Annotated in this window: 24 protein-coding genes; 3 read left to right on the top strand and 21 right to left on the bottom strand. The window is 61.6% G+C overall.

The genetic code is table 11. The annotated features are described in order from the left end of the window. Positions 1 to 8 precede the first annotated feature (8 nt). Positions 9 to 587: a signal peptidase I gene (gene lepB / locus ACOX7T_RS06960; RefSeq protein ID WP_433441207.1), complete on the top strand. Its 579-nt coding sequence runs from the start codon at positions 9 to 11 to the stop codon at positions 585 to 587. A 54-nt stretch (positions 588 to 641) separates the two neighbouring features. Here the strand turns inward: lepB and ACOX7T_RS06955 are convergent, their stop codons facing one another. The 21 genes from ACOX7T_RS06955 to ACOX7T_RS06855 all read right to left on the bottom strand — a co-directional run bounded on the left by ACOX7T_RS06955 (position 642) and on the right by ACOX7T_RS06855 (position 20,468). Next, complete coding sequence (locus ACOX7T_RS06955) at positions 642 to 884, bottom strand: RNA-binding S4 domain-containing protein (RefSeq protein ID WP_006573264.1); 243 nt, start codon at positions 882 to 884, stop codon at positions 642 to 644. Between the two features lie 62 nt (positions 885 to 946). Continuing rightward, complete coding sequence (locus ACOX7T_RS06950) at positions 947 to 1,222, bottom strand: HU family DNA-binding protein (protein ID WP_433441205.1); 276 nt, start codon at positions 1,220 to 1,222, stop codon at positions 947 to 949. Between the two features lie 68 nt (positions 1,223 to 1,290). Beyond that, positions 1,291 to 2,076 (bottom strand): nucleoside triphosphate pyrophosphohydrolase, encoded by a 786-nt coding sequence (gene mazG / locus ACOX7T_RS06945; RefSeq protein ID WP_433441203.1) that lies wholly within the window; start codon positions 2,074 to 2,076, stop codon positions 1,291 to 1,293. Positions 2,077 to 2,202: 126 nt separating this feature from the next. Then, positions 2,203 to 3,846: a putative polysaccharide biosynthesis protein gene (locus tag ACOX7T_RS06940; protein WP_433441201.1), complete on the bottom strand. Its 1,644-nt coding sequence runs from the start codon at positions 3,844 to 3,846 to the stop codon at positions 2,203 to 2,205. A gap of 53 nt (positions 3,847 to 3,899) precedes the next feature. After that, positions 3,900 to 5,201, bottom strand: a complete 1,302-nt coding sequence (locus ACOX7T_RS06935) for an amidohydrolase family protein (RefSeq protein WP_433441199.1) — start codon at positions 5,199 to 5,201, stop codon at positions 3,900 to 3,902. Positions 5,202 to 5,291: 90 nt separating this feature from the next. After that, positions 5,292 to 6,116, bottom strand: a complete 825-nt coding sequence (locus ACOX7T_RS06930) for a purine-nucleoside phosphorylase (RefSeq protein ID WP_433441197.1) — start codon at positions 6,114 to 6,116, stop codon at positions 5,292 to 5,294. An 82-nt stretch (positions 6,117 to 6,198) separates the two neighbouring features. Continuing rightward, positions 6,199 to 6,591, bottom strand: a complete 393-nt coding sequence (locus tag ACOX7T_RS06925; protein ID WP_433441195.1) for a zinc ribbon domain-containing protein — start codon at positions 6,589 to 6,591, stop codon at positions 6,199 to 6,201. Between the two features lie 213 nt (positions 6,592 to 6,804). Then, entirely contained in the window at positions 6,805 to 7,497 is a 693-nt protein-coding gene (locus tag ACOX7T_RS06920; RefSeq protein WP_433441193.1) for a Crp/Fnr family transcriptional regulator, read from the bottom strand. Positions 7,498 to 7,752: 255 nt separating this feature from the next. Then, on the bottom strand, positions 7,753 to 10,140 hold the full coding sequence (locus ACOX7T_RS06915; RefSeq protein ID WP_433441191.1) for an S-layer homology domain-containing protein: 2,388 nt from the start codon (positions 10,138 to 10,140) through the stop codon (positions 7,753 to 7,755). 45 nt (positions 10,141 to 10,185) lie between these two features. Then, positions 10,186 to 10,833 (bottom strand): Crp/Fnr family transcriptional regulator, encoded by a 648-nt coding sequence (locus ACOX7T_RS06910; RefSeq protein WP_433441189.1) that lies wholly within the window; start codon positions 10,831 to 10,833, stop codon positions 10,186 to 10,188. Between the two features lie 206 nt (positions 10,834 to 11,039). Then, positions 11,040 to 12,794 carry an NADH-dependent [FeFe] hydrogenase, group A6 gene (locus tag ACOX7T_RS06905; RefSeq protein WP_433441187.1) on the bottom strand — a complete coding sequence of 585 codons (1,755 nt, stop codon included), beginning with the start codon at positions 12,792 to 12,794 and terminating at the stop codon, positions 11,040 to 11,042. A gap of 15 nt (positions 12,795 to 12,809) precedes the next feature. Beyond that, complete coding sequence (locus tag ACOX7T_RS06900; RefSeq protein ID WP_433441185.1) at positions 12,810 to 14,612, bottom strand: NADH-ubiquinone oxidoreductase-F iron-sulfur binding region domain-containing protein; 1,803 nt, start codon at positions 14,610 to 14,612, stop codon at positions 12,810 to 12,812. A gap of 15 nt (positions 14,613 to 14,627) precedes the next feature. Continuing rightward, positions 14,628 to 14,996 carry a (2Fe-2S) ferredoxin domain-containing protein gene (locus ACOX7T_RS06895; protein WP_433441183.1) on the bottom strand — a complete coding sequence of 123 codons (369 nt, stop codon included), beginning with the start codon at positions 14,994 to 14,996 and terminating at the stop codon, positions 14,628 to 14,630. Between the two features lie 94 nt (positions 14,997 to 15,090). Continuing rightward, positions 15,091 to 15,624, bottom strand: coding sequence for an ATP-binding protein (locus ACOX7T_RS06890; protein ID WP_277214819.1), 534 nt, complete (start codon positions 15,622 to 15,624; stop codon positions 15,091 to 15,093). A gap of 158 nt (positions 15,625 to 15,782) precedes the next feature. Beyond that, positions 15,783 to 16,277 (bottom strand): NADH-quinone oxidoreductase subunit NuoE, encoded by a 495-nt coding sequence (nuoE, locus tag ACOX7T_RS06885; protein ID WP_006573279.1) that lies wholly within the window; start codon positions 16,275 to 16,277, stop codon positions 15,783 to 15,785. Between the two features lie 143 nt (positions 16,278 to 16,420). Continuing rightward, positions 16,421 to 17,134, bottom strand: coding sequence for a PHP domain-containing protein (locus tag ACOX7T_RS06880; protein ID WP_433441180.1), 714 nt, complete (start codon positions 17,132 to 17,134; stop codon positions 16,421 to 16,423). 646 nt (positions 17,135 to 17,780) lie between these two features. Then, positions 17,781 to 18,107: a DRTGG domain-containing protein gene (locus tag ACOX7T_RS06875; RefSeq protein ID WP_433441178.1), complete on the bottom strand. Its 327-nt coding sequence runs from the start codon at positions 18,105 to 18,107 to the stop codon at positions 17,781 to 17,783. A 38-nt stretch (positions 18,108 to 18,145) separates the two neighbouring features. Next, positions 18,146 to 19,486 carry a [Fe-Fe] hydrogenase large subunit C-terminal domain-containing protein gene (locus ACOX7T_RS06870; RefSeq protein WP_148319398.1) on the bottom strand — a complete coding sequence of 447 codons (1,341 nt, stop codon included), beginning with the start codon at positions 19,484 to 19,486 and terminating at the stop codon, positions 18,146 to 18,148. Then, positions 19,483 to 19,689 carry a hypothetical protein gene (locus ACOX7T_RS06865; protein ID WP_433441176.1) on the bottom strand — a complete coding sequence of 69 codons (207 nt, stop codon included), beginning with the start codon at positions 19,687 to 19,689 and terminating at the stop codon, positions 19,483 to 19,485. Before ACOX7T_RS06865 ends, ACOX7T_RS06870 begins: the two co-directional genes overlap by 4 nt. A gap of 13 nt (positions 19,690 to 19,702) precedes the next feature. Continuing rightward, entirely contained in the window at positions 19,703 to 20,122 is a 420-nt protein-coding gene (locus ACOX7T_RS06860) for an ATP-binding protein (RefSeq protein WP_433441174.1), read from the bottom strand. A 4-nt stretch (positions 20,123 to 20,126) separates the two neighbouring features. Continuing rightward, on the bottom strand, positions 20,127 to 20,468 hold the full coding sequence (locus ACOX7T_RS06855; RefSeq protein WP_294552314.1) for a DRTGG domain-containing protein: 342 nt from the start codon (positions 20,466 to 20,468) through the stop codon (positions 20,127 to 20,129). Positions 20,469 to 20,794: 326 nt separating this feature from the next. Here ACOX7T_RS06855 and serC point away from each other — a divergent pair, with 326 nt between their 5' ends. Together serC and ACOX7T_RS06845 are read left to right on the top strand one after the other, a co-directional pair. Beyond that, positions 20,795 to 21,877: a 3-phosphoserine/phosphohydroxythreonine transaminase gene (gene serC, locus ACOX7T_RS06850; RefSeq protein ID WP_433441171.1), complete on the top strand. Its 1,083-nt coding sequence runs from the start codon at positions 20,795 to 20,797 to the stop codon at positions 21,875 to 21,877. Between the two features lie 429 nt (positions 21,878 to 22,306). After that, complete coding sequence (locus ACOX7T_RS06845; RefSeq protein ID WP_433441169.1) at positions 22,307 to 23,476, top strand: phosphoglycerate dehydrogenase; 1,170 nt, start codon at positions 22,307 to 22,309, stop codon at positions 23,474 to 23,476. Positions 23,477 to 23,579 lie beyond the last annotated feature (103 nt).

Genomic DNA, 23,579 nt, shown 5'->3' with positions numbered 1-23,579 from the left:
CATAACCAATGGCGGAAGAAAAGCAACCTGAAACCGAGGAGGAGCAGGGCCCTGCTCTGCCCCAGGCGCTGTATGACTGGCTCCAGGCGCTGGTCATGGCCCTGGTGTGCATCATCCTCATCTTTACCTTTGTGGGCCGGTTCATCTATGTGTCGGGCCACTCCATGGAGCCCACCCTCTATGACAAGGACATGATGATCATCCAGGAGCTGGGCTACACACCCAAGCAGGGGGATGTGGTGGTGCTCACCAAGCCCTCTGAGATTGCCGAAGGCCCCATCGTGAAGCGGGTTATTGCCACCGAGGGCCAGACCGTGGAGATCGACTATGAGGCCTCCTGCGTCTATGTGGACGGGGAGAAGATAGACGACAGCTATCTGGGCGAGTCCATGCGCCAGCCCAGCGACCCCAATATGAGCATCACGTCGGTGACGGTGCCCGAGGGCTGCATTTTTGTCATGGGCGACAACCGCAACCACTCCAACGACAGCCGGGACGTGCGGCTGGGGGTCATTGACGAGCGGTATGTCATCGGCCGGGCGGTCTTTGTGGTGCTGCCCTTTGAGAATTTCGGGGCCATCGAGTAAATCAGAAAACAAAAAAGAGCCGTGTGCACCTGGTCGTGCACACGGCTCTTTTCGTTATGCCAGCTCCCGGTACATGGCGGGGGCGTCGTTCTTCTTCACAGCCTCGGAGACAGCCAGTACCTCCACCCGCACGGCCTTCTCGCCGAAGCGGATTTCCAGCACGTCCCCCTCCTTCACGTCGTAGGAGGCCTTGACGGGGCGGCCGTTGGCGGTGACCCGGGCGTTATCGCAGGCCTCATTGGCCACGGTGCGCCGCTTGATGAGGCGGGAGACCTTGAGCCATTTGTCAAGTCGCATGGGAAAACTCCTCTCTGAAAAAGAGCGGCTCCGGGTGTCCGGAGCCGCTCAGCAGAACCATTTTACTGGGCCACGGCGTCCTTCAGGGCCTTGCCGGGCTTGAACACAGGCACCTTGGAGGCGGGGATGGTGATCTCCTCCTTGGTCTTGGGGTTGCGGCCGATGCGGGCGGCGCGGCTCTTCACTTCGAAGGAACCAAAGCCAACCAGCTGGATCTTGTCGCTGTCAGCCAGAGCGGCGGCGATCACGTCAAGGGCGGCGTTGAGGGCGCTCTCGGTGTCCTTCTTGGAAAGGCCGGCCTTCTCGGCAGCGGCATTAATGAGTTCAGCTTTATTCATGGTAAAAATTCCTCCTACATTCTGGCAGCGGTTCTCCGCCGCGTTTATCACTTAAAGCGTACTCGCTGTTAAGCCTCGTGCTTAGCCTGCTCCCATAGCTTGTCCAGTTCTTCCAGAGTCATGTCCTCCATGGGGCGATCTCCCGCCAGCTCCTCCACCCGGCGGAACCGGGCGATGAACTTCTCCGTGGCCTTCTGGAGGGCGGCCTCCGGGTCCACCTTCACAAAGCGGGCGGCGTTGACGGCGGAGAAGAGCAGGTCACCCAGCTCCTCCTCCACATTGCTGTTCTCCGCCACGGCGGCCTTGAACTCTGTCAGCTCCTCGGACAGCTTGTCCACCGCACCGGACACGTCCGGCCAGTCGAAGCCGGCCTTTTTCGCCTTTTTCTGCACCTTCTCGGCCCGCCACAGGGCAGGCAGGGAGCGGGCAACGGAATTGAGGGCGTCGGTGTGGGTGGCCTGGTGCTTCTCCTTGCGCTTGAGAGCCTCCCAGTTGGTGAGCACCTCCCCGGTGCCCGAGACGGACACGTCGCCAAACACGTGGGGATGGCGGTAGATGAGCTTCCTGCACACTCCGTCGGCCACGTCGTCCAGGTTGAAGGTACCCTGTTCCTCCTCAATCCGGGTGTGGAGCGCCACCTGGAGGAGTACGTCACCCAGCTCCTCCTTCAGGTGCTCGGTGCTGCCCTCGTCGATGGCCTCGGCCACCTCATAGGACTCTTCAAGGAAATCCCGCCGGATGCTCTCATGGGTCTGCTCAGCGTCCCAGGGGCAGCCGCCGGGGGAGCGGAGAATCCGGACAATTTCCACCAAATCGTTCACATCATAGGAATCCTTGTACTGAAAATCTACCATACTTTGTATTCTCCTGCAAGCTGTTTTTGTCTTTTTTTTGTACAATTGACTGGTAAAATATTGTAAAATGTCAGCCGTCCCGCCATACTGCGGGGCGGCTGACAAAAAGGGGCACACTGTATCCGGTTATTTAATATGCAGAATTTTGGCGATCTTGTCGCCCTTGGGCATGAGCTCCAGATCCTCACGGGAGAGCACCCGCAGGGCCAGCACCAGCACCAGATATACCACCACGCCAACGCCGATGCCGCCGATGGTGGCAAGGGAGTTGCCCATGTGGAGGAAGTTGGTCAGCAGGCCGTAGGTAGCCCAGGCGGCGGCGGCCATGATGACCGAGGGCACAAAGGGCTTGAGGAAGGCCCGCAGGAAGCTGGGGGGGGCGGGGATGGAGCGGCGGATGATGAAGATCTCCAGGGCGCTGATGACGATGAAGCAGCACAGGGTGCCCACCGGAGCGCCGTTGATGCGGATGTTGGGGTTGCCCACCAGGATGAAGTTGACCACAACCTTCACCACACCGCCGATAATCACCGCCAAGATGGGCAGATTGACCATGCCGTTTGCCTGGAGGATGGAGTTGCACAGCAGCTGGAGGGCCACGAAGATGGAAGCCAGACCCAGCACGGACAGCAGAGGACCGGCCACGGACACGTCAATGGCGGGGAAGAGCAGGCCCATAATGGGGCCGCCCAGGGCGAACAGGCCCATGCCCATGGGCAGGGCCAGCAGCAGGCCGATGCGCAGGGCGGACTCGCTGACCTTCTGGGCGCCCAGGTGGTCACGCCGGGCCAGACTGGCGGACACGGCGGGGATAATGCAGGCGGTGAGGGGCACCATCATGGAGAAGGGCAGGTTGTAGATGGACATGGTCTTGGAGTAGATACCGTAGAGGTCGCGGGCGGCATCCAGGGCGGGACCGGTGCCCTTGGGGTCAAGGAACAGGCCGTCCACATTGTGGAAGATGTTGGTCAGCTGGCTCATGACCAGCTTGGTGTCGATGAGGGTGACCAGAGAGGTGGCGGCGGAGCCCAGGGTGATGGGGATGGCCAGCTTCAGCAGGTTGCTGAGGATACGCAGGGAGCTGTCGGGCCTGTCGGTGGCATGGATACGCTGGCGGCGCTTCCGGTCCCGGAAGAAGAGGAACAGGATATACAGCAGAGCCACCACGCTGCCGCAGGACACGCCGATGATGGCGCCCACACTGCCCAACTGGGGCTTCTGAAGCACGGTGACCAGGAACAGGGCCAGGGCCAGGCCCACCACCAGCTTGAAGAAGGCCTCGATGACCTGGGAGATGCCGGTGGGCATCATGTTAAAGTGGCCCTGAAAATAGCCGCGGAAGGCGGATATGATGCACACGCACAGCACCGACGGGGCAAGGGCCATGACGCAGTATACCGCCTTGGGGTTGCTGATGACGATCTTGGCCATGGGTGCGGCCAGTACGGTCATACAGAAGAAGCTGAGCAGGCCCAGAATGAGGAAGGTGATAAAGGCCACCCGGAAGGTGCGCTGGACCTGGTTGTGGCGGCCCAGGGCGTTGGCCTCCGAGATGGTCTTGGACAGAGCCACGGGCAGGCCGGCGGTGGAGATGGTGAGGAAGAAGTTATAGATGTTGTAGGCGCTGTTGTAGTCACCCATCACCCCGTCGGGGAGGATATTCCCCAGAGGGATGCGATAGATGGCGCCGATGACCTTCACCAGAATGGCGCTGACGGCCAGAATGGCGGCGCCGCCGAAGAAGGTGCTTTTCTTTTCTGCGTTTGACAAGGGCTACATTCCTTTCACGGGACAGCCGCCGGGCGGCTGTGTTGGTTGGCGGCTCAGCCGAAGAGCAGGGGAAGGGCGTACTCCTTCACCTCGCGCTTGACCCGGTCGATGTCGATGGTGAGGAACTCCCCATCCTTGTATATGACCTTGCCGCGGCACATATTCATGGCCACGTCGCAGCCGTGGGCGGCATAGACCAGGTTGGAGATCACGTCATGCCGGGGCATCAGGTTGATGTGGTCAAAGTCCACCAGGATGAGGTCGGCGTCGCAGCCCACGGCGATACGGCCGGTGTTCCGGCCCAGAGCCCTGGCGCCGTTGACAGTGGCCATGCGCAGGGCGTCGGAGGGCAGCAGGGCTAGGGGATCGTGCTCCACGCCGTTCTGGAGCATGGCGGCGATCTTCATATCCTCAAAGAGGTCGGTGGTGTTGTTGGAGGACACGCCGTCGGAACCCAGGGCCACGTTGACCCCGGCCTTCCGCATGCCGATGACAGGGGCCACGCCGCTGCCCAGCTTCAGGTTGGAGCAGGGGTTGTGGATGGCGGACACGCCGTGCTCGGCCATGATGGCCCAGTCGTCCTGGGTGGTCCACACGCAGTGGGCGGCGATGGCCCGCACGTCCCACAGGCCGTGCTTCTCCATCACCTGCACCGGGGTCATACCCCAGCGGCTCACGCACTCCTCGTGCTCGGTTTTGGTCTCGGAGATGTGGATGTGCATGCCCAGGTCCTTCTCCCTGGCGTACTGGGCCACGCTGTCCCAGATGTGGGGCGCGGAGAAGGAGGTATACTCGCCGTGGAGACAGGCGTCAATGCGGATCTGGCCGTTGTTGTAGCCATGCCACTTGTCCACCAGCTCCCGGGTCTCCACGCAGGAGGTCCAGGTGGAGAAGTCGGCGGCGGGATCAAAGGCGGTGACGCCACGGGCAATGTTGGCGTTGATGCCGGCAGCGGCCACCTCCTGGCAGATCTCGTCGCAGAACATGTACATGTCGGCCAGGCAGGTGGTGCCCGACATGATCATCTCGGCCAGGCCCAGGGCGGCGGCGGAGCGGATGGCCCGGCCGTCCCACTTGTCCTCCACCGGGAAAATGAACTTGGTCAGCCAGTCCTGGAGGTTGTTGCCGTCGCCATAGCCCCGCATGAGGGTCATGGGCACGTGGGTGTGGGCGTTGACCAGGCCGGGCATGAGCACCTTTCCGGCGGCGTCAATGACCTCGTCAAAGGTTCCCTGGGGGCGGTCGGTGCCCACGTAGGAGATCTTGTCCCCCTCCACGGCCACAAAGGCGCCCTCCAGCACCGTGTTCTTCTCGTCCATCAGCACGGCACAGGCGTTTTCAAACAAAACAGACATGGGAAAACCCCCTTATCTCAGAATTCAGTGGGGAAAAAACCGCGGAGACGGACGCCGGAATCGGCGCCGTCTCCCATGGAGCGGTTATCCTTACAGCTTCTTCAGGCAGGAGAGCACCAGCCGGGAGAACTTGTCCTTGCAGGCCTCGGCGGCGTCCAGCACCTCCTGCTCGCTGAGGGGCTGATCCAGGATGCCGGCGGCCATGTTGCTCAGCAGGGTGAAGCCCAGCACCTGCATGCCGCAGTGGCCGGCCACGATGACCTCGGGGGCAGTGGACATACCCACCGCGTCGCCGCCCAGGATACGGGCCGCCCGCACCTCGGCGGGAGTCTCGTACTGGGGACCGTAGCAGTAGAAGTAGACGCCCTCACGCAGCTCGATGCCCAGCTCGGCAGCGGCCTGACGGGCCAGATCCCGCAGGGCGGGGGTGTACAGGGAGGAGGCGTCGGGGAAGCGGACGCCGAACTCGGGCAGGTTCTCGCCCCGGAGGGGGGACTCGGAGAACATCTTGATGTGGTCGGTGATGAGCATCAGGTCGCCGGCCTTCCAGTCGGTGCGGACGCAGCCGGCGGCGTTGGTGACGATGAGGGTGTCGGCGCCCAGCAGGCGCAGCACCCGCACGGCGTAGGACACCTCCTCATAGGAGTAGCCCTCGTAGTGGTGCATGCGGCCCTGCATCACGGCCACAGGCTTGTCCTCCAGATAGCCGAACACCAGCTGGCCCTTGTGGCCGGGGGCGGTGGAGGCCTTGAAGTGGGGGATCTCCTTGTAGGGCACCACGATGGGGTCCTTCACCACGTCGCCCATGAAGCCCAGGCCGGAGCCCAGCACCATGGCCGCCTTGGGGGTAAAATCACCGATTTTGGAGCGGATGTACTCCGCGCTCTCCTGATACTGGGCAAAGGTATAATTCATACGCTTGTCCTCCTTTGTAGTGGGTGGAGCCGGGCGGAGGCTCCGCCCGGCGTGGATGGAAGGGGAATGCAATCCGCCGGACTCAGAAGGGCCGGCCGCAGCTCTTGCAGAATTTGTCGTCCCGGCCGCAGGAGGCGCCGCAGGCGGGGCACTCCTTGGCGTGCTTCAGGGCGGCGATGCGGTCCTTCAGCTCGTCGATGGCGCGATTCTTCTCGTCAATCTGGCCCAGCTTTTCCTCCAGCGCGGACTGGTCGGCGGTGCGGCCCAGATGGGTGTCGTAGACCGTCTGGCCTACCTCACGCAGCAGGTTGTTGATGTCGCTCTTCAGGTCGAAGATCTTCATATTCAGCTTGGCAATGTCCACGGTCTGCCCGGCACATTTGGCGGCATCCCGGGCGGTGGTGCCCGCAGCCTCACTCACAGTCAGGGCAGTGCCTCTCACCCGATCCAGCAGCTCTCTCACGCGTTCATCCATACCGGAGAACCTCCTTTTTCAGCGTTCAGGCCATAGTATGCGGCAAGTCAGAGGTATTTTACACCAGAGGCGGGAAAAAAGCAACGGACACACGGCTGTTATCGGAGAAAAGCGGGACAAAACTTCCGTTCAAACTGGAAAAAACGGCAGAAAAAGCCCGCTGTTCCCCCGGATGGGAACAGCGGGCGGAAGAGACGCAACAGGAAGGGGGCGTTAGTCGTTCCTGCCCCAGTTTTCCGTCAAACGGGCGTACTGGTCCGCGTTGATGTGGACCTTGCCCCGGACGATGGAGAGATAGTCCCCGTCCTGGAGCTGCTGGAGGCAGCGGTCCACGGTCTTGGCGCTCATGATGAGCTCGCTGGACATGGTCTGACGGGTCTTGGTGACCACCGTCTCACGAGCGGCGGTGGGGGGCGTTATGGAGCAGTAGCGCAGCAGGTAGATGGCCACCTTGTCCAGGCTGGAGCGGAAGGCGGACTTGCCGCGGTAATAGGAGCTGTCATAGGTCTTGCGGTTGCACAGGGCGGAGACCATCCGCAGGAAGGGCAGGTCGTTGTCCAGCCAGCGGGAGACCATGGCAGCGTCGCAGCGGATCATGTCGCAGTCGGTGTTGGCCATGACATTGGAGGCGTAGACCGGCATGTCGGCCAGCAGCTCCAGGTCGGAGAGCATGCTGGGGGCGTCCAGGGTGATGAAGCTGGACTTCTTGCCGTCCTCCGTCTCGCTGAAGGTGAGCAGCTCGCCCATGAGCAGGAACCAGGCGTACTTTACCGGCTCCTCCTGGCGCACCACCACCTGCCCGGCGGGGACCCGGATCAGGGTGCCGCTGTCCAGCAATACAGGGGGGACCTTGTTGAGAAATTCCGCGACTTTCTTGCTGCTCTCGCGATAGCTGGTGAGATCCATATTTGACGCCTCCAGAAGAGTGAAGTCAGAATAGAAACAGGAGAGTTCTGTTTTTCTATTTTACATAATCGGCGCGGAAAATGCAACATGGAATTGGACAATTGGCTGAAATGGGAAAGAGGAGAAGAAAATGAAATATTTATAAGAAAAGACGATAAAAAGCACGGAAAGAGGCCTGAAACAGGCCTCTTTCCGTGCTGAGAATGAAAGGCGGTGCAGCGTGAACTTTATCCGCTGCTGCCGGAGAAGCTGCGCTTACAGATAGGGCGCCACGTCCGCCTCGGTAATGGAACGGACATTGGTCCGGCCGTTCTCCAGCGCGGGGAGGGTAATGGTGCCGTTGTTGATGAGCTCAACCGCCTTCTGATAGGCGGGAGAGGTCTCGTCAATGCCGGTGTAGATGTACCAGTTCTCATAGTTGAAGATATCGCCGTCCACCGTGCCCTTCAGCACCTCCTGGATATAGCGGATGGTCAAGGCACGGACGGTACCGTCGTCGCCCCACTCGGAGACCGTGTTGAACACGACCTCGGGGTCATGGCCCTCCAGCATTCCGCCTTCGGCCAGCAGCTTGTCCATATCATAGGAGTTGCAGCCGAACAGGATCTCCATATCGTCGGTGACGGGGACGGTTTTGGGATTCCCGTCGCTGTCCAGCACAGGGAGCCCCGCATCATCATACTCCGTAATCAGGCACAGGTCCTGAATGCGGCTTCCCACCGGCTTGGTCAGATCGATCCAATAGGTGACGCCGTTGGCAGTATCGGCCTCGCTGATGCCGCCCGTACGGCGGACGGGGTCATAGCTTATCGTAAGATCGCCGGGCTGAATCTGATTGTAGTAACCGGCGCACCACTCAAGCCAGGTCTTCAGCTCCGCGCCCGTCAGCTTATAGACGGTGACCTCGCCGCCGGAGTAGGAGTAGCTCTGAGAGATGTTTTTGATGCTGATGGGGCCGACAGGGAAGCCCGCGTTTTCATAGTCCGTGTTCAGGGCCACCACATCTGCGCCGGAATAGTACCGGCCGGCGGTCTCGAGCAGGGAGAGAATGCCGGTGGATTCCGTAAAGACGCTGGAGATGCCGGAAATTTTGTCCTGGGCGGAGAGATCGCTGTTAATCAGCTGGCCGATGGGCGTATTGACATACTCCTGGAGCTCCGTCTTGTAGGGGGCCATCAGCTCGACCAGCTGGGGGTCCTCCTCCGAGCCGGCCGTCTGGATGCCGCTGCGCTTTTCCGCGACGGTGTAGCCGTCCCCGTCAGGAACCATCACCAGATCCACAACCGAGACCACCTGGGCATAGGCCTTGGGCTCGGTAATCAGCACACCGTTGACCTCCTGGCCGTCAATGCGGCTGTGGGAGTGGCCGGCGATGATCACATCCAGCTCAGGATAGCGCTCCGCAATCTCTGTGACGCTGGTGCCGGTGACCTCGTTTTCCTTGTTGAGGCCCATGTGGTAGATGCCGATAATGGCGTCCACGTCCTGCGCCTGAAGCTCCTGCAGGGCGAGCGCAGTCTCATCCAGAGGATTCCGGACATCCATATCATCTAGCGTGCCGCGCCCGGCCTCAAAGTCGGCAATCATGGGGGTGGTAATTCCGATGAAGCCCAGCTTGACGCCGTCCCGCTCCACTACGGCCGTAGCAGGCAGGTAACGCTGATTGGTGCTCTTGTCATACACATTGCCAGAGAGGCAGATGCCGTTGAACTGGTCAATGAGGCCCTGACGGCGGTCAGAGGTGAAGTTGTACTCGTGGTTGCCCCAGGTCCAGATATCATACTTGAGATAGTTCATGGCGGTCAGCATGGGATTCTGCTCCGCGTCAATGAAATACTCGCTGTAATTGGCCTGTACCGTATCACCCGCATCCACCAGAACCAGGTCGGGGAAATCCTCCCGATTGGCAGCAATGACGGTTGAAAGCAGCGTGAGGCCGCCGCTTGTGCTGGCCTGATCCATGGCAAAATCCCAGGGGACAAACCAGCCGTGAATATCACTGGTGGCCAGAATGCGGATGTTTTTGGCATCGGGGTAGAGCGGCTCCACTTTGGAGAGGTTGAACAGCATCTGCGCCAACTCGGCCCGGACGGCGGTGCCGTTGGGATCCAGCAGGCCGCCCGGCTTGCCGGACAGTACGCCTGCGGACAGGCACCACTTCATTCCCTCCGCGGCCCAGCTGCCCACGGCGGCATAGTCCGGGGCGGCAGTCAGGTCGGGGCCGCCCTCAGGGGAGGAGAGCAGAGCCACCTGCTGGGCGTAGCGGAAGAAGATGGTGGCCAGCTCGCCGCGGGTGATCAGCCGGTCGCCATGAAAGAGCTTGTCAGCAGAGACGGCGGCCAGACCGGTGTACTCCGCCCAGCCCGCCGCATCGGCATACCAGGTGCCTGCCGTATCGGTGAAGCTGGCGGCGGGGGAGACCGGAGCACCTGCCATACGGTAGAGAGTCTGGAACACAACGGCCCGGGTTACAGGACCGTCAGGCTGGAAATCTCCGTCTGTGGCGGTCATGATGCCTGCTTCCATCACATAATTCTTGGCGTCTGCGTACCAGGGGAGGGAGTCTGTCTCCGCGGCAAGGGCGGATACAGTCAGGGACAGCAGCAGAGCGAGGGCTGTCAGGATGCTGATAACTCGTTTCACGTTTTTTCCTCCTTCTTTTTTATACGGAATGCTGCTCAAACAGCATCAGCACGAGGGCCCCCATGACTCCAACAGGCGCTGATACTGAGACGCACTGATGTGGATTTTGCCATGACGAATGGTGAGATAGCCGCTGTCACGCAGTTTGATGAGGCAGCGGTCCAGGGTTTTTTGGCTGATGATAATTTCGCTGGCAATACGGGAACGGGTTTTAAGAAGGACGAAATCGATGCCCTGCATGGGCGGATGAAAGGCGCACTGCTGGAGAAGAAAAAGGGCGGTCTTATCCAGACTGGAGCGGAAAGCGGCGTTGCCCCTGCTGTGGGAGAGAAGAAAATTTTTCTGGCCGACCATTCGGGCCACGGACCAGAGAAAATTCGCGTCGCTACGCATGAGAGCGGAAAATTCAACTGCGGAGGAGCGCAGGGCGATGCAGCCCGACCCAGCGGAGACGCTGGCGGCGTATGTGTCGGTGCCCGCCAAAATTTCCAAATCAGAAACAACAGTCGGTGCGTTCATGGTCATCCAGGTGGAAAATTTCCCGTCAGCGGTTTCGCTGCAGACCAGAAGTTCACCTGAGAGTACATAGTAGGCATACTCTACCACATCATCCCGCAGCACCACGGTTTGTCCTGCGGAAAAGTGAACCAGTGTGGAAATCTCCAGAAGCCGATGGGGAAGCGTCTCCAGCAAGGGCGCCAGCTGAGGATATCGGGAGCTAAGCCTTGAACTCACGGTTAGACCATCCACCTTGTTAAAAATAAATAAAAGATTGCCGGATTTGGAGCAGGGGAATGGATAGATTTATTATAGCAGTAACCGCAGGCACAAAAAAGGACATATGACTATTTTAAAAGTTTCGGGGTGCGCCAAAGGCGCGCCCCGAAGGGAGAACAGCATTATTCCGTACGGTACCGTTTCTGGGGGATATAGGTGGTGTGGAGCAGCTCGTGGGCACGGTGGCCGCCGGGCTCGCCCAGATACTCCTTATATACCTGCTGGACAATGGGGTTCTCGTGGCTGCGGCGGTAGGTCATGCCCTCGTCCTGGGTGTAGAGAGCCTTGGCCCGCAGGGAGCGGACGTCGGTCCAGTTGCGCACGTCGGCGTGCTGGATGGGCTGGCCGCCGCCGTTGATGCAGCCGCCGGGACAGGCCATGATCTCGATGAAGTCGTACTGCATCTCGCCGGATTTGACCCCGTCCAGCACCTTCTTGGCGTTGGCCAGGCCGGAGGTGACGCACACCCGGACGGTCTTGCCGGGCAGGTCGTAGCTGGCCTCCTTGATGCCGGTCATGCCCCGGACCTCGGTGAACTCCAGGGGCTTCATCTCGCCCTTGGTGACGACCTCCACCACGGTGCGCAGGGCGGCTTCCATCACGCCGCCGGAGGCGCCGAAGATGGCGGCCGCGCCGGTGGACACACCCAGCATCTCGTCAAACTCCCCGTCGGGCAGGTTCTGGAACAGCAGGCCGGCCCGGGTGATCATGCGGCCCAGCTCACGGGTGGTGAGGGACACGTCCACGGGCAGCCAGCCGTGCTGGCGCATCTCCTCACGCCGCACCTCGTACTTCTTGGCGGTGCAGGGCATGATGGACACCACGAAGATGTCCCGGGGGTTGATGCCCATCTTCTCGGCGTAGTAGGTCTTGACCAGAGTGCCGAACATCTGCTGGGGGGACTTGCAGGAGGACAGGTTGGGCACCATCTCGGGATAGTGCTGCTCGCAGAACCGGATCCAGCCGGGGGAGCAGGAGGTGATGAGGGGCAGGGTGCCGCCGTTCTGGAGGCGGTGGAGGAACTCGGTGCCCTCCTCCATGATGGTGAAGTCGGCGGCGTTGTCCACGTCGAAGACCTTGTCAAAGCCCAGACGGCGCAGGGCAGTGACCATCTTGCCCTCCACGTTGGTGCCGATGGGCATGCCGAAGCACTCGCCCAGGGTGACACGGATGGAGGGGGCGGGGCCCACCACCACGTGCTTGGTGGGGTCGTTGAGGGCGGCCCACACCTTGGCGGTGTCGTCCTTCTCCTGGAGGGCGCCGGTGGGGCAGGCCACGATGCACTGGCCGCAGGACACGCAGTCCACCTCGTTCAGGTCCCGGTCAAAGGCGCAGCCCACGTGGGTGGCAAAGCCGCGGTCGTTGCAGCCGATGACGCCCACCTCCTGGCTCTTGCGGCACACGGCGGTGCACCGGCGGCACAGGACGCACTTGGAGTTATCCCGGATGAGGTGGGGCGCAGAGTCCTCAATCTGGGGAGGCAGGTTGTCGGCGGCGTAGCGCACGGCGTCAATGCCCAGGTCCCGGGCCAGGTCCTGCAGCTCGCAGCGGCCGCTGCGGGAGCAGGTGAGGCAGTCCATCCGGTGGTTGGACAGAATCAGCTCCAGGGTGAGCTGACGGGAGTGGCGCACCTTCTCGGTGTTGGTAAAGACCTCCATCCCCTCGCTGACCGGGTACACGCAGGAGGCCACCAGGCTCTTGGCGCCCTTGACCTCCACCACGCAGATACGGCAGGCGCCGATCTCATTGATGTCCTTGAGGAAGCACAGGGAGGGGATTTTGATGCCCGCGTTCCGGGCCGCCTCCAGCACGGTGGTGCCGGCGGGCACGGAGACCGGGATGTTGTCGATTTTCAGATTGACCATCTTCTGTTCCATCTTGTTTCCCCTCCTTTAGCCCTTGAGAATGGCGCTGAAGCGGCAGTTGTCCATACACACGCCGCACTTGATGCACTTGCTCTGGTCGATGACATGGGGCGCGCGGACCGCGCCGGAGATGGCGCCCGCCGGGCAGTTCTTGGCGCACAGGGTGCAGCCCTTGCACTTAGCGGGGTCAATGGTGTAGCGCAGCAGGTTCTTGCACACGCCGGCGGGGCAGCGCTTCTCCACCACGTGGGCCACGTACTCGTCCCTAAAGTGCTTCAGGGTGGACAGCACCGGGTTGGGTGCGGTCTGGCCCAGGCCGCACAGGGCGCTGGACTTCAGGTGGTAGCACAGCTCCTCGATGGTGTCCAGGTCCTCCAGGGTGCCCTCGCCCTCGGTGATCTTGGTCAGCAGGCCCAGCAGACGCTTGGTGCCGATGCGGCACACCGAGCACTTGCCGCAGCTCTCGTCCACGATGAACTCCAGGAAGAACTTGGCGATGTCCACCATGCAGTTGTCCTCATCCATGACGATGAGGCCGCCAGAGCCCATCATGGAGCCGATGGCGCCCAGGGAGTCGTAGTCCATGGGGGTGTCGATGAGGCTGGCGGGGATGCAGCCGCCGGAGGGGCCGCCGGTCTGGGCGGCCTTGAACTTCTTGCCGTTGGGGCAGCCGCCGCCGATGTCCTCGATGACGGTGCGCAGGGGGGTGCCCATGGGGATCTCCACCAGGCCGGTGTTGGTGATCTTGCCGCCCAGGGCAAAGACCTTGGTGCCGGTGGACTTGGGGGTGCCGATGGCGGCGAACTTGTCGGCGCCGTTGTTGAGAATCCAGGTGATGTTGGCGTAGGTCTCCACGTTGTTGAGCAGGGTGGGACGCTCAAAGAGACCCTTGTTGGCGGGGAAGGGAGGACGGGGATGGGGCTCGCCACGCTTGCCCTCGATGGAGGTCATAAGGGCGGTTTCCTCGCCGCAGACGAAGGCGCCCGCGCCCAAGCGCAGCTCCAGATTGAAGGAGAAACCGGAATCAAAGATGTTGTCGCCCAGCAGGCCGTAGTCCTTGGCCTGCTTGATGGCGATCTCCAGACGCTTGACGGCGATGGGGTACTCGGCGCGGACGTAGATGTAGCCCTGCTGAGCGCCGATGCAGTAGCCGGCAATGGCCATGGCCTCAATGACGCTGTGGGGGTCGCCCTCCAGCACGGAGCGGTCCATGAAGGCGCCGGGGTCGCCCTCGTCGGCGTTGCAGCAGACGAACTTCACCCCGTCGGGGGAGACGGCGTCATGGGTGAACTGCCACTTCCGGCCCGTGGGGAAGCCGGCGCCGCCGCGGCCGCGGAGGCCGGAGGCCAGAATCTCGTCGATGACCTGCTGGGGCGGAATTTTCTCGGTCAGGATGCGGCCCAGGGCGGCGTAGCCGTCCACGCCGATGTACTCGTCAATGTCCTCGGGGTTGATGACGCCGCAGTTGCGCAGCGCGATGCGCAGCTGATGCTTGTAGAAGGTGGTCTCGGACAGGCTGGTGGCGGTGCCGCCCTCGTCGCTCTCCATGTGGAGCAGCCGCTGGACGATACGGCCCTTAACGATGTGCTCAGAGACAATCTCGGGCACGTCAGCCGGGGTGACCTTGGTGTAGCAGGCGCCCTCGGGGTAGATCATGACAATGGGGCCCATGGCGCACAGGCCGAAGCAGCCGGTCTTGACCACCTGGGCCTCCTTGGCCATGCCCTGGGCCTCCAGCTCACGCTCAAAGGCCTCGATGATCTTCAGGCTGTTGGAGGAGGTGCAGCCGGTGCCGGTACAGACCAGGATGTGGGATCGAACCAGATTCATGCCGCATACCCTCCTTTATTCCACCGCGCCGATGGTGTATTCGGTCACCACCTGGCGATTGACCAGATGGTCGGCCACAATCTTGGGCACCATCTCGGGCTTGAGTTTGACATAGGTGACTTTCTCTTCGCCGGGGACGTACACTTCGGCGATGGGCTCCAGACGGCACACGCCGATGCAGCCGGTCTGGGTGACGGTGACGTCCTTCAGCTCCCGCTTGTTGACCTCCTCCAGGAAGGCCTCCAGGACGGGACGGGCGCCGGCGGCGATGCCGCAGGTGGCCATGCCCACCACGACGCGGATGGTATTCTCATCGGACTCACGCAGACCGACCTGCTTCTGCATGCGGTCGCGGATGGCCTTCAGTTCTTCCAGGCTTTTCACAAATTCATCCCCCATTCAAACAAGTTGGTGTGCCGCCGGCACGGGGCAAACCCGCCGCGGCCCTGTCAGCGGAAGGGTCCCTCCCGCGCCGTGATCAAACGCTCTGCTCCAGCTCCTCCAGATAGCCCCGCATCCACACGGCCACCTCCGGCTCGGCCAGGGAGATACCCTCTCCCAGCACGGCGCGGATCTCCCGGGTGTCAAAGGTGAAGGAGCCGCGGGATGTGGTGTGGGTGTAGATGGTATCCACCTCGGGCGCGCCCTGCACCAGCAGGGCCACCGTACCCGCCATGTCGCCCAGGGGCGGGCAGTCGATGTGCCCGCTGCAAAACCGGGCGGTCACCGTAGTGCCAACACCCACCGTGCTCTCAATGGCCAGACTGCCGCCGGTCTGCTCCGCAGCCATGCGGAGGAGGGGCAGGCCCAGGCCCACCTTGCGGGTGGTGCGGGTGGTGGTGAAGGGGTCGGTGACAGACGCCAGAAATTCCGGCGTCATGCCACGGCCGTTGTCCCCGATGACCAGGGTGAGCTGTCCGTCCTGCTCGGTCAGGGACAGCTCCAGCCTGGTGCATCCGGCGGAGATGGAGTTCTGGGCAATGTCCAGAATATGAAGGGAAAGCTCTTTCATAATTCCGCCCTCCCTGGGGCTGGCTTATTTGTCACGCTTCCCACGCCTCGCGGGCGGGTCGCCTTCCCTGCGACTCGGGCTGGTCTCCGGGCCGCTCTGCGGCCCTTTGCTCGCCCTCGCTCCGGTCCAGGCTCCCCTGCTCGGCGGCTCAGCGCTTCTTACTCGTATTTATCGAGAATAGGACCAACCTGGTCGGGGGTGAGGCGGCCGTACACATCGGAGCCCACCATCATGACCGGGGCCAGACCGCAGGCGCCCACGCAGCGGCAGGCGTCCAGGGAGAACTTGCCGTCGGGGGTGATGGAGCCGGGGCGGATGCCCAGCTTCTTCTCCACCGCGGCCAGGATATCCGCCGCGCCCTTGACGTAGCAGGCGGTGCCTAGGCAGACGGAGATCTGATACCGGCCCTTGGGATTCATGGAGAACTGCGCGTAAAACGAGGCGACGCCGTAGACCTCGGAGAGGGGAATGTCCAGCCCTTCGGCAATCATAATCTGAACCTCTTCAGGCAGATAGCCGAAGATCTCCTGAGCAGCCTGGAGCACAGGCATGGTGGAGCCGGGCTGACCCTTGTGCTCGGCGATGACCTGGCGCAGCCGCTCCTCCTGCTCAGGCGTTCCGTTGTAGGGCACAACGGTCTTGCAGTTTGGCATGTAGGTGTCCTCCTTTTTCGTATATGTTCTCAATGTGAGGCTGTATTCTGACCTAATATTTGTTCATTATATCTAACTTTTTTGAAGGGCGCAAGAGGCAATCCGGACAAATGTCAAAATTGTGCTAGAAAAGGGCTGAAAATTCAAGATGACAGCGGCCTGAAAGCCTTGAAATCAGGGCGCTTGAGCCAGTTCAGCAGGGCAGCCGGATTTTTTTCCGTCAGCGTGATCTGCTGGCAGGCGTCCATGACCTGGTCCAGGTAGTGGGCGTCCGAGGCGGTGATCACCGGCAGCCCCTTCAGGTCGGGCCGGTCCAGAAAATCAGGGGGACAGGAGCGGGATACCTCCGCGAAGGAAAAGCCAAGGTCCGGGTCCCACAGGCCCAGGTTGGAGATGAGGGAGAAGGAAGGGCGGTCGATGTGGGCGGGCCAGCAGGCCCCGCCCAGAGCGGCTACCAGGCCGGGCACCTCGTAGATGCCGATACCGGTGGCGGTGGAGAGCATGCGATGCTCCTCACCCAGTACGGTGTCCTTACTGTCCATCTTCACCTGGGGGCCGAAGACCCGGGGGTCATTCTCCAGAGGGGGCAGACGGCGGAATACCTCTGCCTCAAAGGCCTGGGCAGCGTCCAGATCTCCAAACACGCACACCATGTGGACCTCCTCTGCGGTGGTCAGCTCCATCCCCGGCAGGGCGATAATGCCATACCGCTCCGCGGCCTCGCAGAAGGCGGCACAGTTGCCTACCGTGTTGTGGTCGGTGAGGGCGGCGGCCTCAATGCCCGCCAGAGCGCACATTCCCGCCAGGTTGGCGGGGGTGTTGTCCTCGGAGCCGCAGGGCGACAGACAGGAGTGCAAATGCAGGTCAAATGTAAGATTTGGGATAGAACTCACCGCCTTTCAGCAGCAGAAGGGTAAAGCCTGTCTGACGCCCTACCAGGCGTTTTGTGGAGCAAAACCCTGATGCCGGGCGGATTCACTCCGCCCGAGCAGATAAAAAAGATGGGGCCCCCGCCCGGCTAAAGCCGGGTGGGGCGACAGACAGGAGTGCAAATGCAGGTCAAATGTAAGATTCGGGATAGAACTCACCGCCTTTCAGCAGCAGAAGGGTAAAGCCTGTCTGACGCCCTACCAGGCGTTTTGCGGAGCAAAACCCTGATGCCGGGCGGATTCACTCCGCCCGAGCAGATAAAAAAGACGGGGCCCCCGCCCGGCTAAAGCCGGGTGGGGCGACAGACAGGAGTGCAAATGCAGGTCAAATGTAAGATTCGGGATAGAACTCACCGCCTTTCAGCAGCAGAAAGGTAAAGCCTGTCTGACGCCCTACCAGGCGTTTTGCGGAGCAAAACCCTGATGCCGGGCGGATTCACTCCGCCCGAGCAGATAAAAAAGACGGGGCCCCCGCCCGGCTAAAGCCGGGTGGGGTGACAGACAGGAGTGGAGATGCAGGTCAAATGTAAGATTTGGGATGAAACTCACCGCCTTTCAGCAGCCGGAACAAAGGTCACAGCAGGTCGTGTACTGCCGCGGCCAGAGCAAAGGTGCCCTTGTCGGAGCCCAGCAGGTTGACCTCCTGTTCCTTTGCCCGGGACAGGAGCGCCTCGTCGGGGGTGACGCCTTCGGACAGAATGACGCAGGCCACATCGGCCATCAGGGCCACGGCGGCCACGTTCTGGTTGGACATGATGGTAATCCAGCAGTCCCCGGCGCTGGCCCGGCCCATGACCCAGCTGAGCAGGTCGCCGGCGTAGCCGCCGGTGACCGGCACGTCGGGGGCGGGGAGGGTGAATTCCGTCAGGGACAGTGCGGCGGACAGCTCTTTGACAGTCATGGGAAAACCTCGCTTCCTGGCATAGAATAGGTGAGGGGTTATTTCTTGTGTCCGTGGGGCGGTTCCTTCTTGTGGCGGAAGGGGGCGGGCAGGTACTCGTCAGCGTCGGAGGAGCCGGTCATGTACTGCATCCGCTCCCTCATCTTGAAGATGCAGTCCTCCTCGCTGGCCCGGCCCAGCACCACATCCTCGGCAAAGGCCCGGCAGGAGGGAGCACCGCAGGAACCGCAGTGAAGGCCGGGGAGCTGCTGCTCCAGGGCCTCGATTTTGGCCAGCTTCTCCATGGCGGCGGCCCGATCCTCATCCAGCACGAACACGGGGACATACTGCAATTCGTAGTCAAACTTCACCACATCCCGGTCCTCGCCCTTAAAGGTAAAGCGGTTGCGGGACACAGGCAGGCCTTTCATCAGCTTTTTGATGCGCATCCGGGCGCCGTAGGGATTTTCCACCGTCAGGCAGCCACCCACGCACCCCTGGACGCAGGCGTTGAGCTCAATGAAGTCGGCCTCGGGCAGACGGCCGTCCTCAATCTCCTCCAGCATACGGATCACGTTGGAGATGCCGTCCACCGCCACATACCGCTCGCCCATTCGGGCGGCGGACTCGCCGCCGCAGTAGGCCCAGCCCACGCCCATGATGCCCGAGGAGGACAGGGGCCGCAGCTCCTGGCCCCGCAGCTTTTTCATGGCGCTGAGGAGGCGCAGGTAGATATCACGGATGGCAAAGGCACCGTCCAGCACCGGGTGGTTGAGGCCGTCGGGGGTGAGGGCGGCGGTGACCTTGGAGGAGCAGGGCACAATGGAGAACACCCCGATCTCCTCCGGCTTCAGGCCGGTCTTCTCCGCGGCCTCACGCCGGGCCAGGATGGCGGCCAGCTCCACCGGGGTGATGACCGGCGCGATGTTGGGGATAAGCTTGGGAAAGCGCATGCGGATGAGGCGCAGCACCGTGGGGCAGGCGGAGCTGATCTGGGGCATGACCCGGTCCACACCGCCGGTGATGCACTGGCGCTGGTAGTCGCTGACCAGCTCAGCGGCCTTGGAGACCTCATACACGTCGTGAAAGCCGATCTCCAGCAGGCCGTTGAGGATGATGTCGATGTCGTCCATGTTGTGGAACTGGCCGTAGAGGGCCGGTTCCGGCAGGGCCACGCAGTAGCGGAATTTCTTCAGCATGTCCAGCGGGTCGCTGATGGACTTGATGGCCTTGTGGGGGCAGACCTGGATGCACACGCCGCAGTCGATGCAGCGGGCGTTGAGGATGGCGGCCTTGCCGTTGCGCACCCGGATGGCCTCGGTGGGACAGCTCTTGATGCAGGTGGTGCAGCCCCGGCAGCGCTTATACTCCAGGACAACAGAGTGCTTCAATTCATTCACCTCCGAAGGACGAGAAGGACGAGGACGATAACCGCCGTAAACAGTCCGTTGAGCAGGATGGACAGGTACCAGGGGGCGGACTGCACGGCGAACAGTTCGGGCCGGGCGTGGTACTCATAGCAGCGCCACAGGCTGCCGCCGAGAAACACGCCGATAAAGGCCCATATGGCGATGTGCAGGAAATCATATACTTTTTTCCACATGATATTGCCCCGATTACAGATTGAACCGCATGGTCACGGTGGTGCCCACGCCCAGGGTGGTGTCGATCTTCATCTCGTCGGAGTAGCGCTTCATGTTGGGCAGGCCCATACCGGCGCCGAAGCCCAGGTCCCGGGCGATCTCGCCGGCGGTGGAGAAGCCCTCCTCCATGGCCTGGTCCACGTCGGGGATACCGGGGCCGGAGTCGATCATGCGGATGATGATGTGGTCCATGGCGATCTCCACCTCGGCCCGGCCGCCGTCGGCGTGGATAACCATGTTGATCTCGCCCTCATACATGCAGATGGCCGCCCGGCGGATGGTCTCCTGGGGCAGGTCCAGCTTTTTGAGGGCCATTTTCATCTTGCTGGAGGCCTCACCGGCGCCGATCAGGTCGCCGCCCTCCACGTGATAGGTCAGTTTGATGGGCTCCACAGCGTCAGTCCCCCCTCAGTCCGTTGAGATAGAGCAGCCCGCAGGCATCGTACATCCGTCTGGGCGAGCGCATGACCACGATGTCCCGGGCCTGGGCCAGCTTCAGAATGGACTCATCCGGCGTCTTGCCCCGGACAAAGACAATGCACTTCATGTCCAGCATCTCAGCCGTGCGTACCACCTGAGGATTGACCAGTCCGGTGAGCAGCAGTGCCTGGTCCTTCACATAGGCCAGCACATCGCTCATGAAGTCGCTCCCGCAGGCGGCCAGGACCTCCCGGTCCAGATGTTCTTCGCCGGAGAGCACCGTGGCGTCCAGAATCTCCCTGATTGTACTGAGTTTCATAGGCGAGCCTCCGTTCTAAGCCGTAGTCGGCAGAGTGACAAAAAAGTTTTTTAGATAATTATAACATGCTGTTGAAAAAAGCGAAAGTTATGTTGTAAAATTCACAAAGACCAGGGAATGGTGTCCTCCCGTTTTAGACGTTTGTATCATTGACAGAGACGGTGCCCTGGGCTATAATAGTTTTAATACTTTATCGGACTAAAGCAACGGCCACGGAGTGCCGTGGCCTCACAGAAGGGCCGCGGTCTTCTGCGGCCGTTTTTCGTCCCTTGAGTATGCCGTGTGCCCGGTGGGCGGACGGCAAAACACATTTAGGAGGGTGTCCAATGTCAGATCGCGTGTACAACTTTTCCGCAGGACCGTCCATGCTGCCGCTGGAGGTGCTTCAGCGCGCCGGTGCCGAAATCACCAACTATCAGGGTTCAGGCATGTCAGTGATGGAGATGAGTCACCGATCTAAGGTTTTCCTGAAGATCTTTGAGGACACCCAGGCGCGCTTCCGCAAGCTGTTCCAGGTGCCCGACAACTACAAGATTCTCTTCCTCCAGGGCGGCGCCTCCAGCCAGTTCTCCATGGTGCCCCTGAACCTGATCGGTAAGACCGGCAAGGCCGACTACGCTGTCACCGGCAATTTCTCCAATGTGGCCTACAAGGAGGCCCAGAAGTACGGCCAGATCAGCCTGGCTGCCTCCTCTGCCGACAAGAACCACACCTACATCCCCACCCAGGACCAGCTGAAGCTGGACCCTGAGGCCAGCTACTTCTATTACTGCGCCAACAACACCATCTACGGCACCGAGTGGCAGTATGTGCCCGACACCGGGGACGTGCCCATTGTATGCGACATGTCCTCCGACATTCTCTCCCGCCCGGTGGACGTGAGCAAATACGGCATTATCTTCGCCGGCGCCCAGAAGAACATGGCCCCCGCCGGCCTGACTGTGGCCATCGTCCGGGAGGATCTGGCCGGCCATGAGCTGCCCTACACCCCGCTGATGATGAACTACAAGACCATGATTGACAAGGACTCCATGTACAACACGCCCCCCTGCTGGTGCATCTACATGCTGGGTCTGGTGCTGGAGTGGCTGGAGGGCCAGGGCGGTGTGCCCGGCATGGAGGCCATCAAGCACGGCAAGGCGTCCATGCTCTATGATGTCATCGACAACTCCCGCCTGTTCACCTGCGCCGTGGAGAAGGACTCCCGCTCCGACATGAACGTGGTCTTCCGCACCGGCAACGACGAGCTGGACGCCAAATTTGTCAAGGAGTCCACCGCCGCCGGCTTCACCAACCTGAAGGGCCACCGCTCCGTGGGCGGTATGAGAGCCTCCATCTACAACGCCATGCCTGTGGAGGGCGTGGAGAAGCTGTGCGACTTCATCAAGGATTTCGACAAGAACAACTGAACCCGGAAGCACAGCTTCTCCACGGGGCCCCGAAAGGCGGGGCGCGGCTGAGCCGCGTCCAAGCATTTTGGCCAGAGGCCAAAATCTTGCCGCAGGGCGGATTCACTCCGCCCAAGGAAGTAAAATCCGGGGTCCCCGGGAAAGGCGCAGCCTTTTCTGGGGGGAAGCTGTGCGACTTCATCAAGGATTTCGACAAGAACAACTGAACCCGGAAGCACAGCTTCTCCACGGGGCCCCGAAAGGCGGGGCGCGGCTGAGCCGCGTCCAAGCATTTTGGCCAGAGGCCAAAATCTTGCCGCAGGGCGGATTCACTCCGCCCAAGGAAGTAAAATCCGGGGTCCCCGGGAAAGGCGCAGCCTTTTCTGGGGGGAAGCTGTGCGACTTTATCAAAACCTTCGACAAAAATAACTGAGAAGGGGCGAACCAAACATGTACCGCATCAAAGCGCTGAATAAAATTTCCCCCGCCGGCCTGTCCGTGCTGGACCAGAGCCGCTTTGCCGTCAGCACCGACGTGGAGAATGAGGACGGCATTCTGGTCCGCTCGGCGGACATGCACGAGTACGTATTCCCCGAAAACCTGCGGGCCATCGCCCGAGCGGGTGCGGGTACCAACAATATCCCCATCGACCGCTGCTCCGAGGCGGGCATCGCCGTGTTCAACACCCCCGGCGCCAACGCCAACGCTGTCAAGGAGCTGGTCATCTGCGCCATGCTGCTGGCCTCCCGCAACGTGGTGGGCGGCGCGGCTTGGGTCAAGGAGCAGGCCGCCGCAGGGGCCGACGTGGAAAAAGTGGTGGAAAAGGGCAAAAGTCAGTTTGTGGGCCCCGAGGTCCAGGGCAAGACCCTGGGCGTGGTGGGCCTGGGCGCCATCGGCGTCCAGGTGGCCAACATTGCCACCAAGCTGGGCATGACCGTGTGGGGCTACGACCCCTTCCTGTCCGTGGACGCGGCCCTGTCCCTCTCCCGCATGGTCCAGCGGGCCAACGACCTGGAGACCATCTATAAGAACTGCGACTACATCACCCTCCACCTGCCCCTCAACGGGGACACCAAGGGTATGATTGACGCCAGTGCCATTCAGATGATGAAGAGCGGCGTGCGGGTCATCAACCTTGCCCGGGGCGGACTGGTCAGCGACGACGACATGCTCCAGGCTCTGGAGAGCGGCAAGGTGGCCTGCTACGTCACCGACTTCCCCAACAACAAGATTCTCACGGGCCGCAACGTGGTTGCCATCCCCCACCTGGGTGCCTCCACCCCCGAGAGCGAGGAGAACTGCGCCGTCATGGCCGCCCAGCAGCTGCGGGATTATCTGGAGAACGGCAACATCCGCAACAGCGTGAACCTGCCTGCCCTGGAGCAGCCCTGGAGCGGCATCGCCCGGCTGTGCATCATCCACCGGAACATCCCCGGCGCCATCGCCAACATCACCAAGGTCCTCTCCGACGACAACGTGAACGTGGAGAACATGACCAACAAGTCCAAGAAGGACTACGCCTACACCGTGGTGGACATCAACACCAAGATTCGGGACGACGTGGTGGACGAGATCCGGGCCCTGGAGGGCGTCCTCCGGGTGCGCCTCCTGAGCCACTGAGAAAATGATCCACAGGACAAGATAAAAATGTGCAAAAAAATCCGGACCGCATTACTGCGGTCCGGATTTTTTCATTGATCCATTCAGAAGGATTTAAATGATA

The sequence above is a fragment of the Pseudoflavonifractor sp. genome (assembly GCF_050943825.1).
Classification (GTDB): domain Bacteria; phylum Bacillota; class Clostridia; order Oscillospirales; family Oscillospiraceae; genus Pseudoflavonifractor.
The sequence above is the reverse complement of the archived record's forward strand: the minus strand, read 5'-3'. Positions and strand labels throughout refer to the sequence as shown.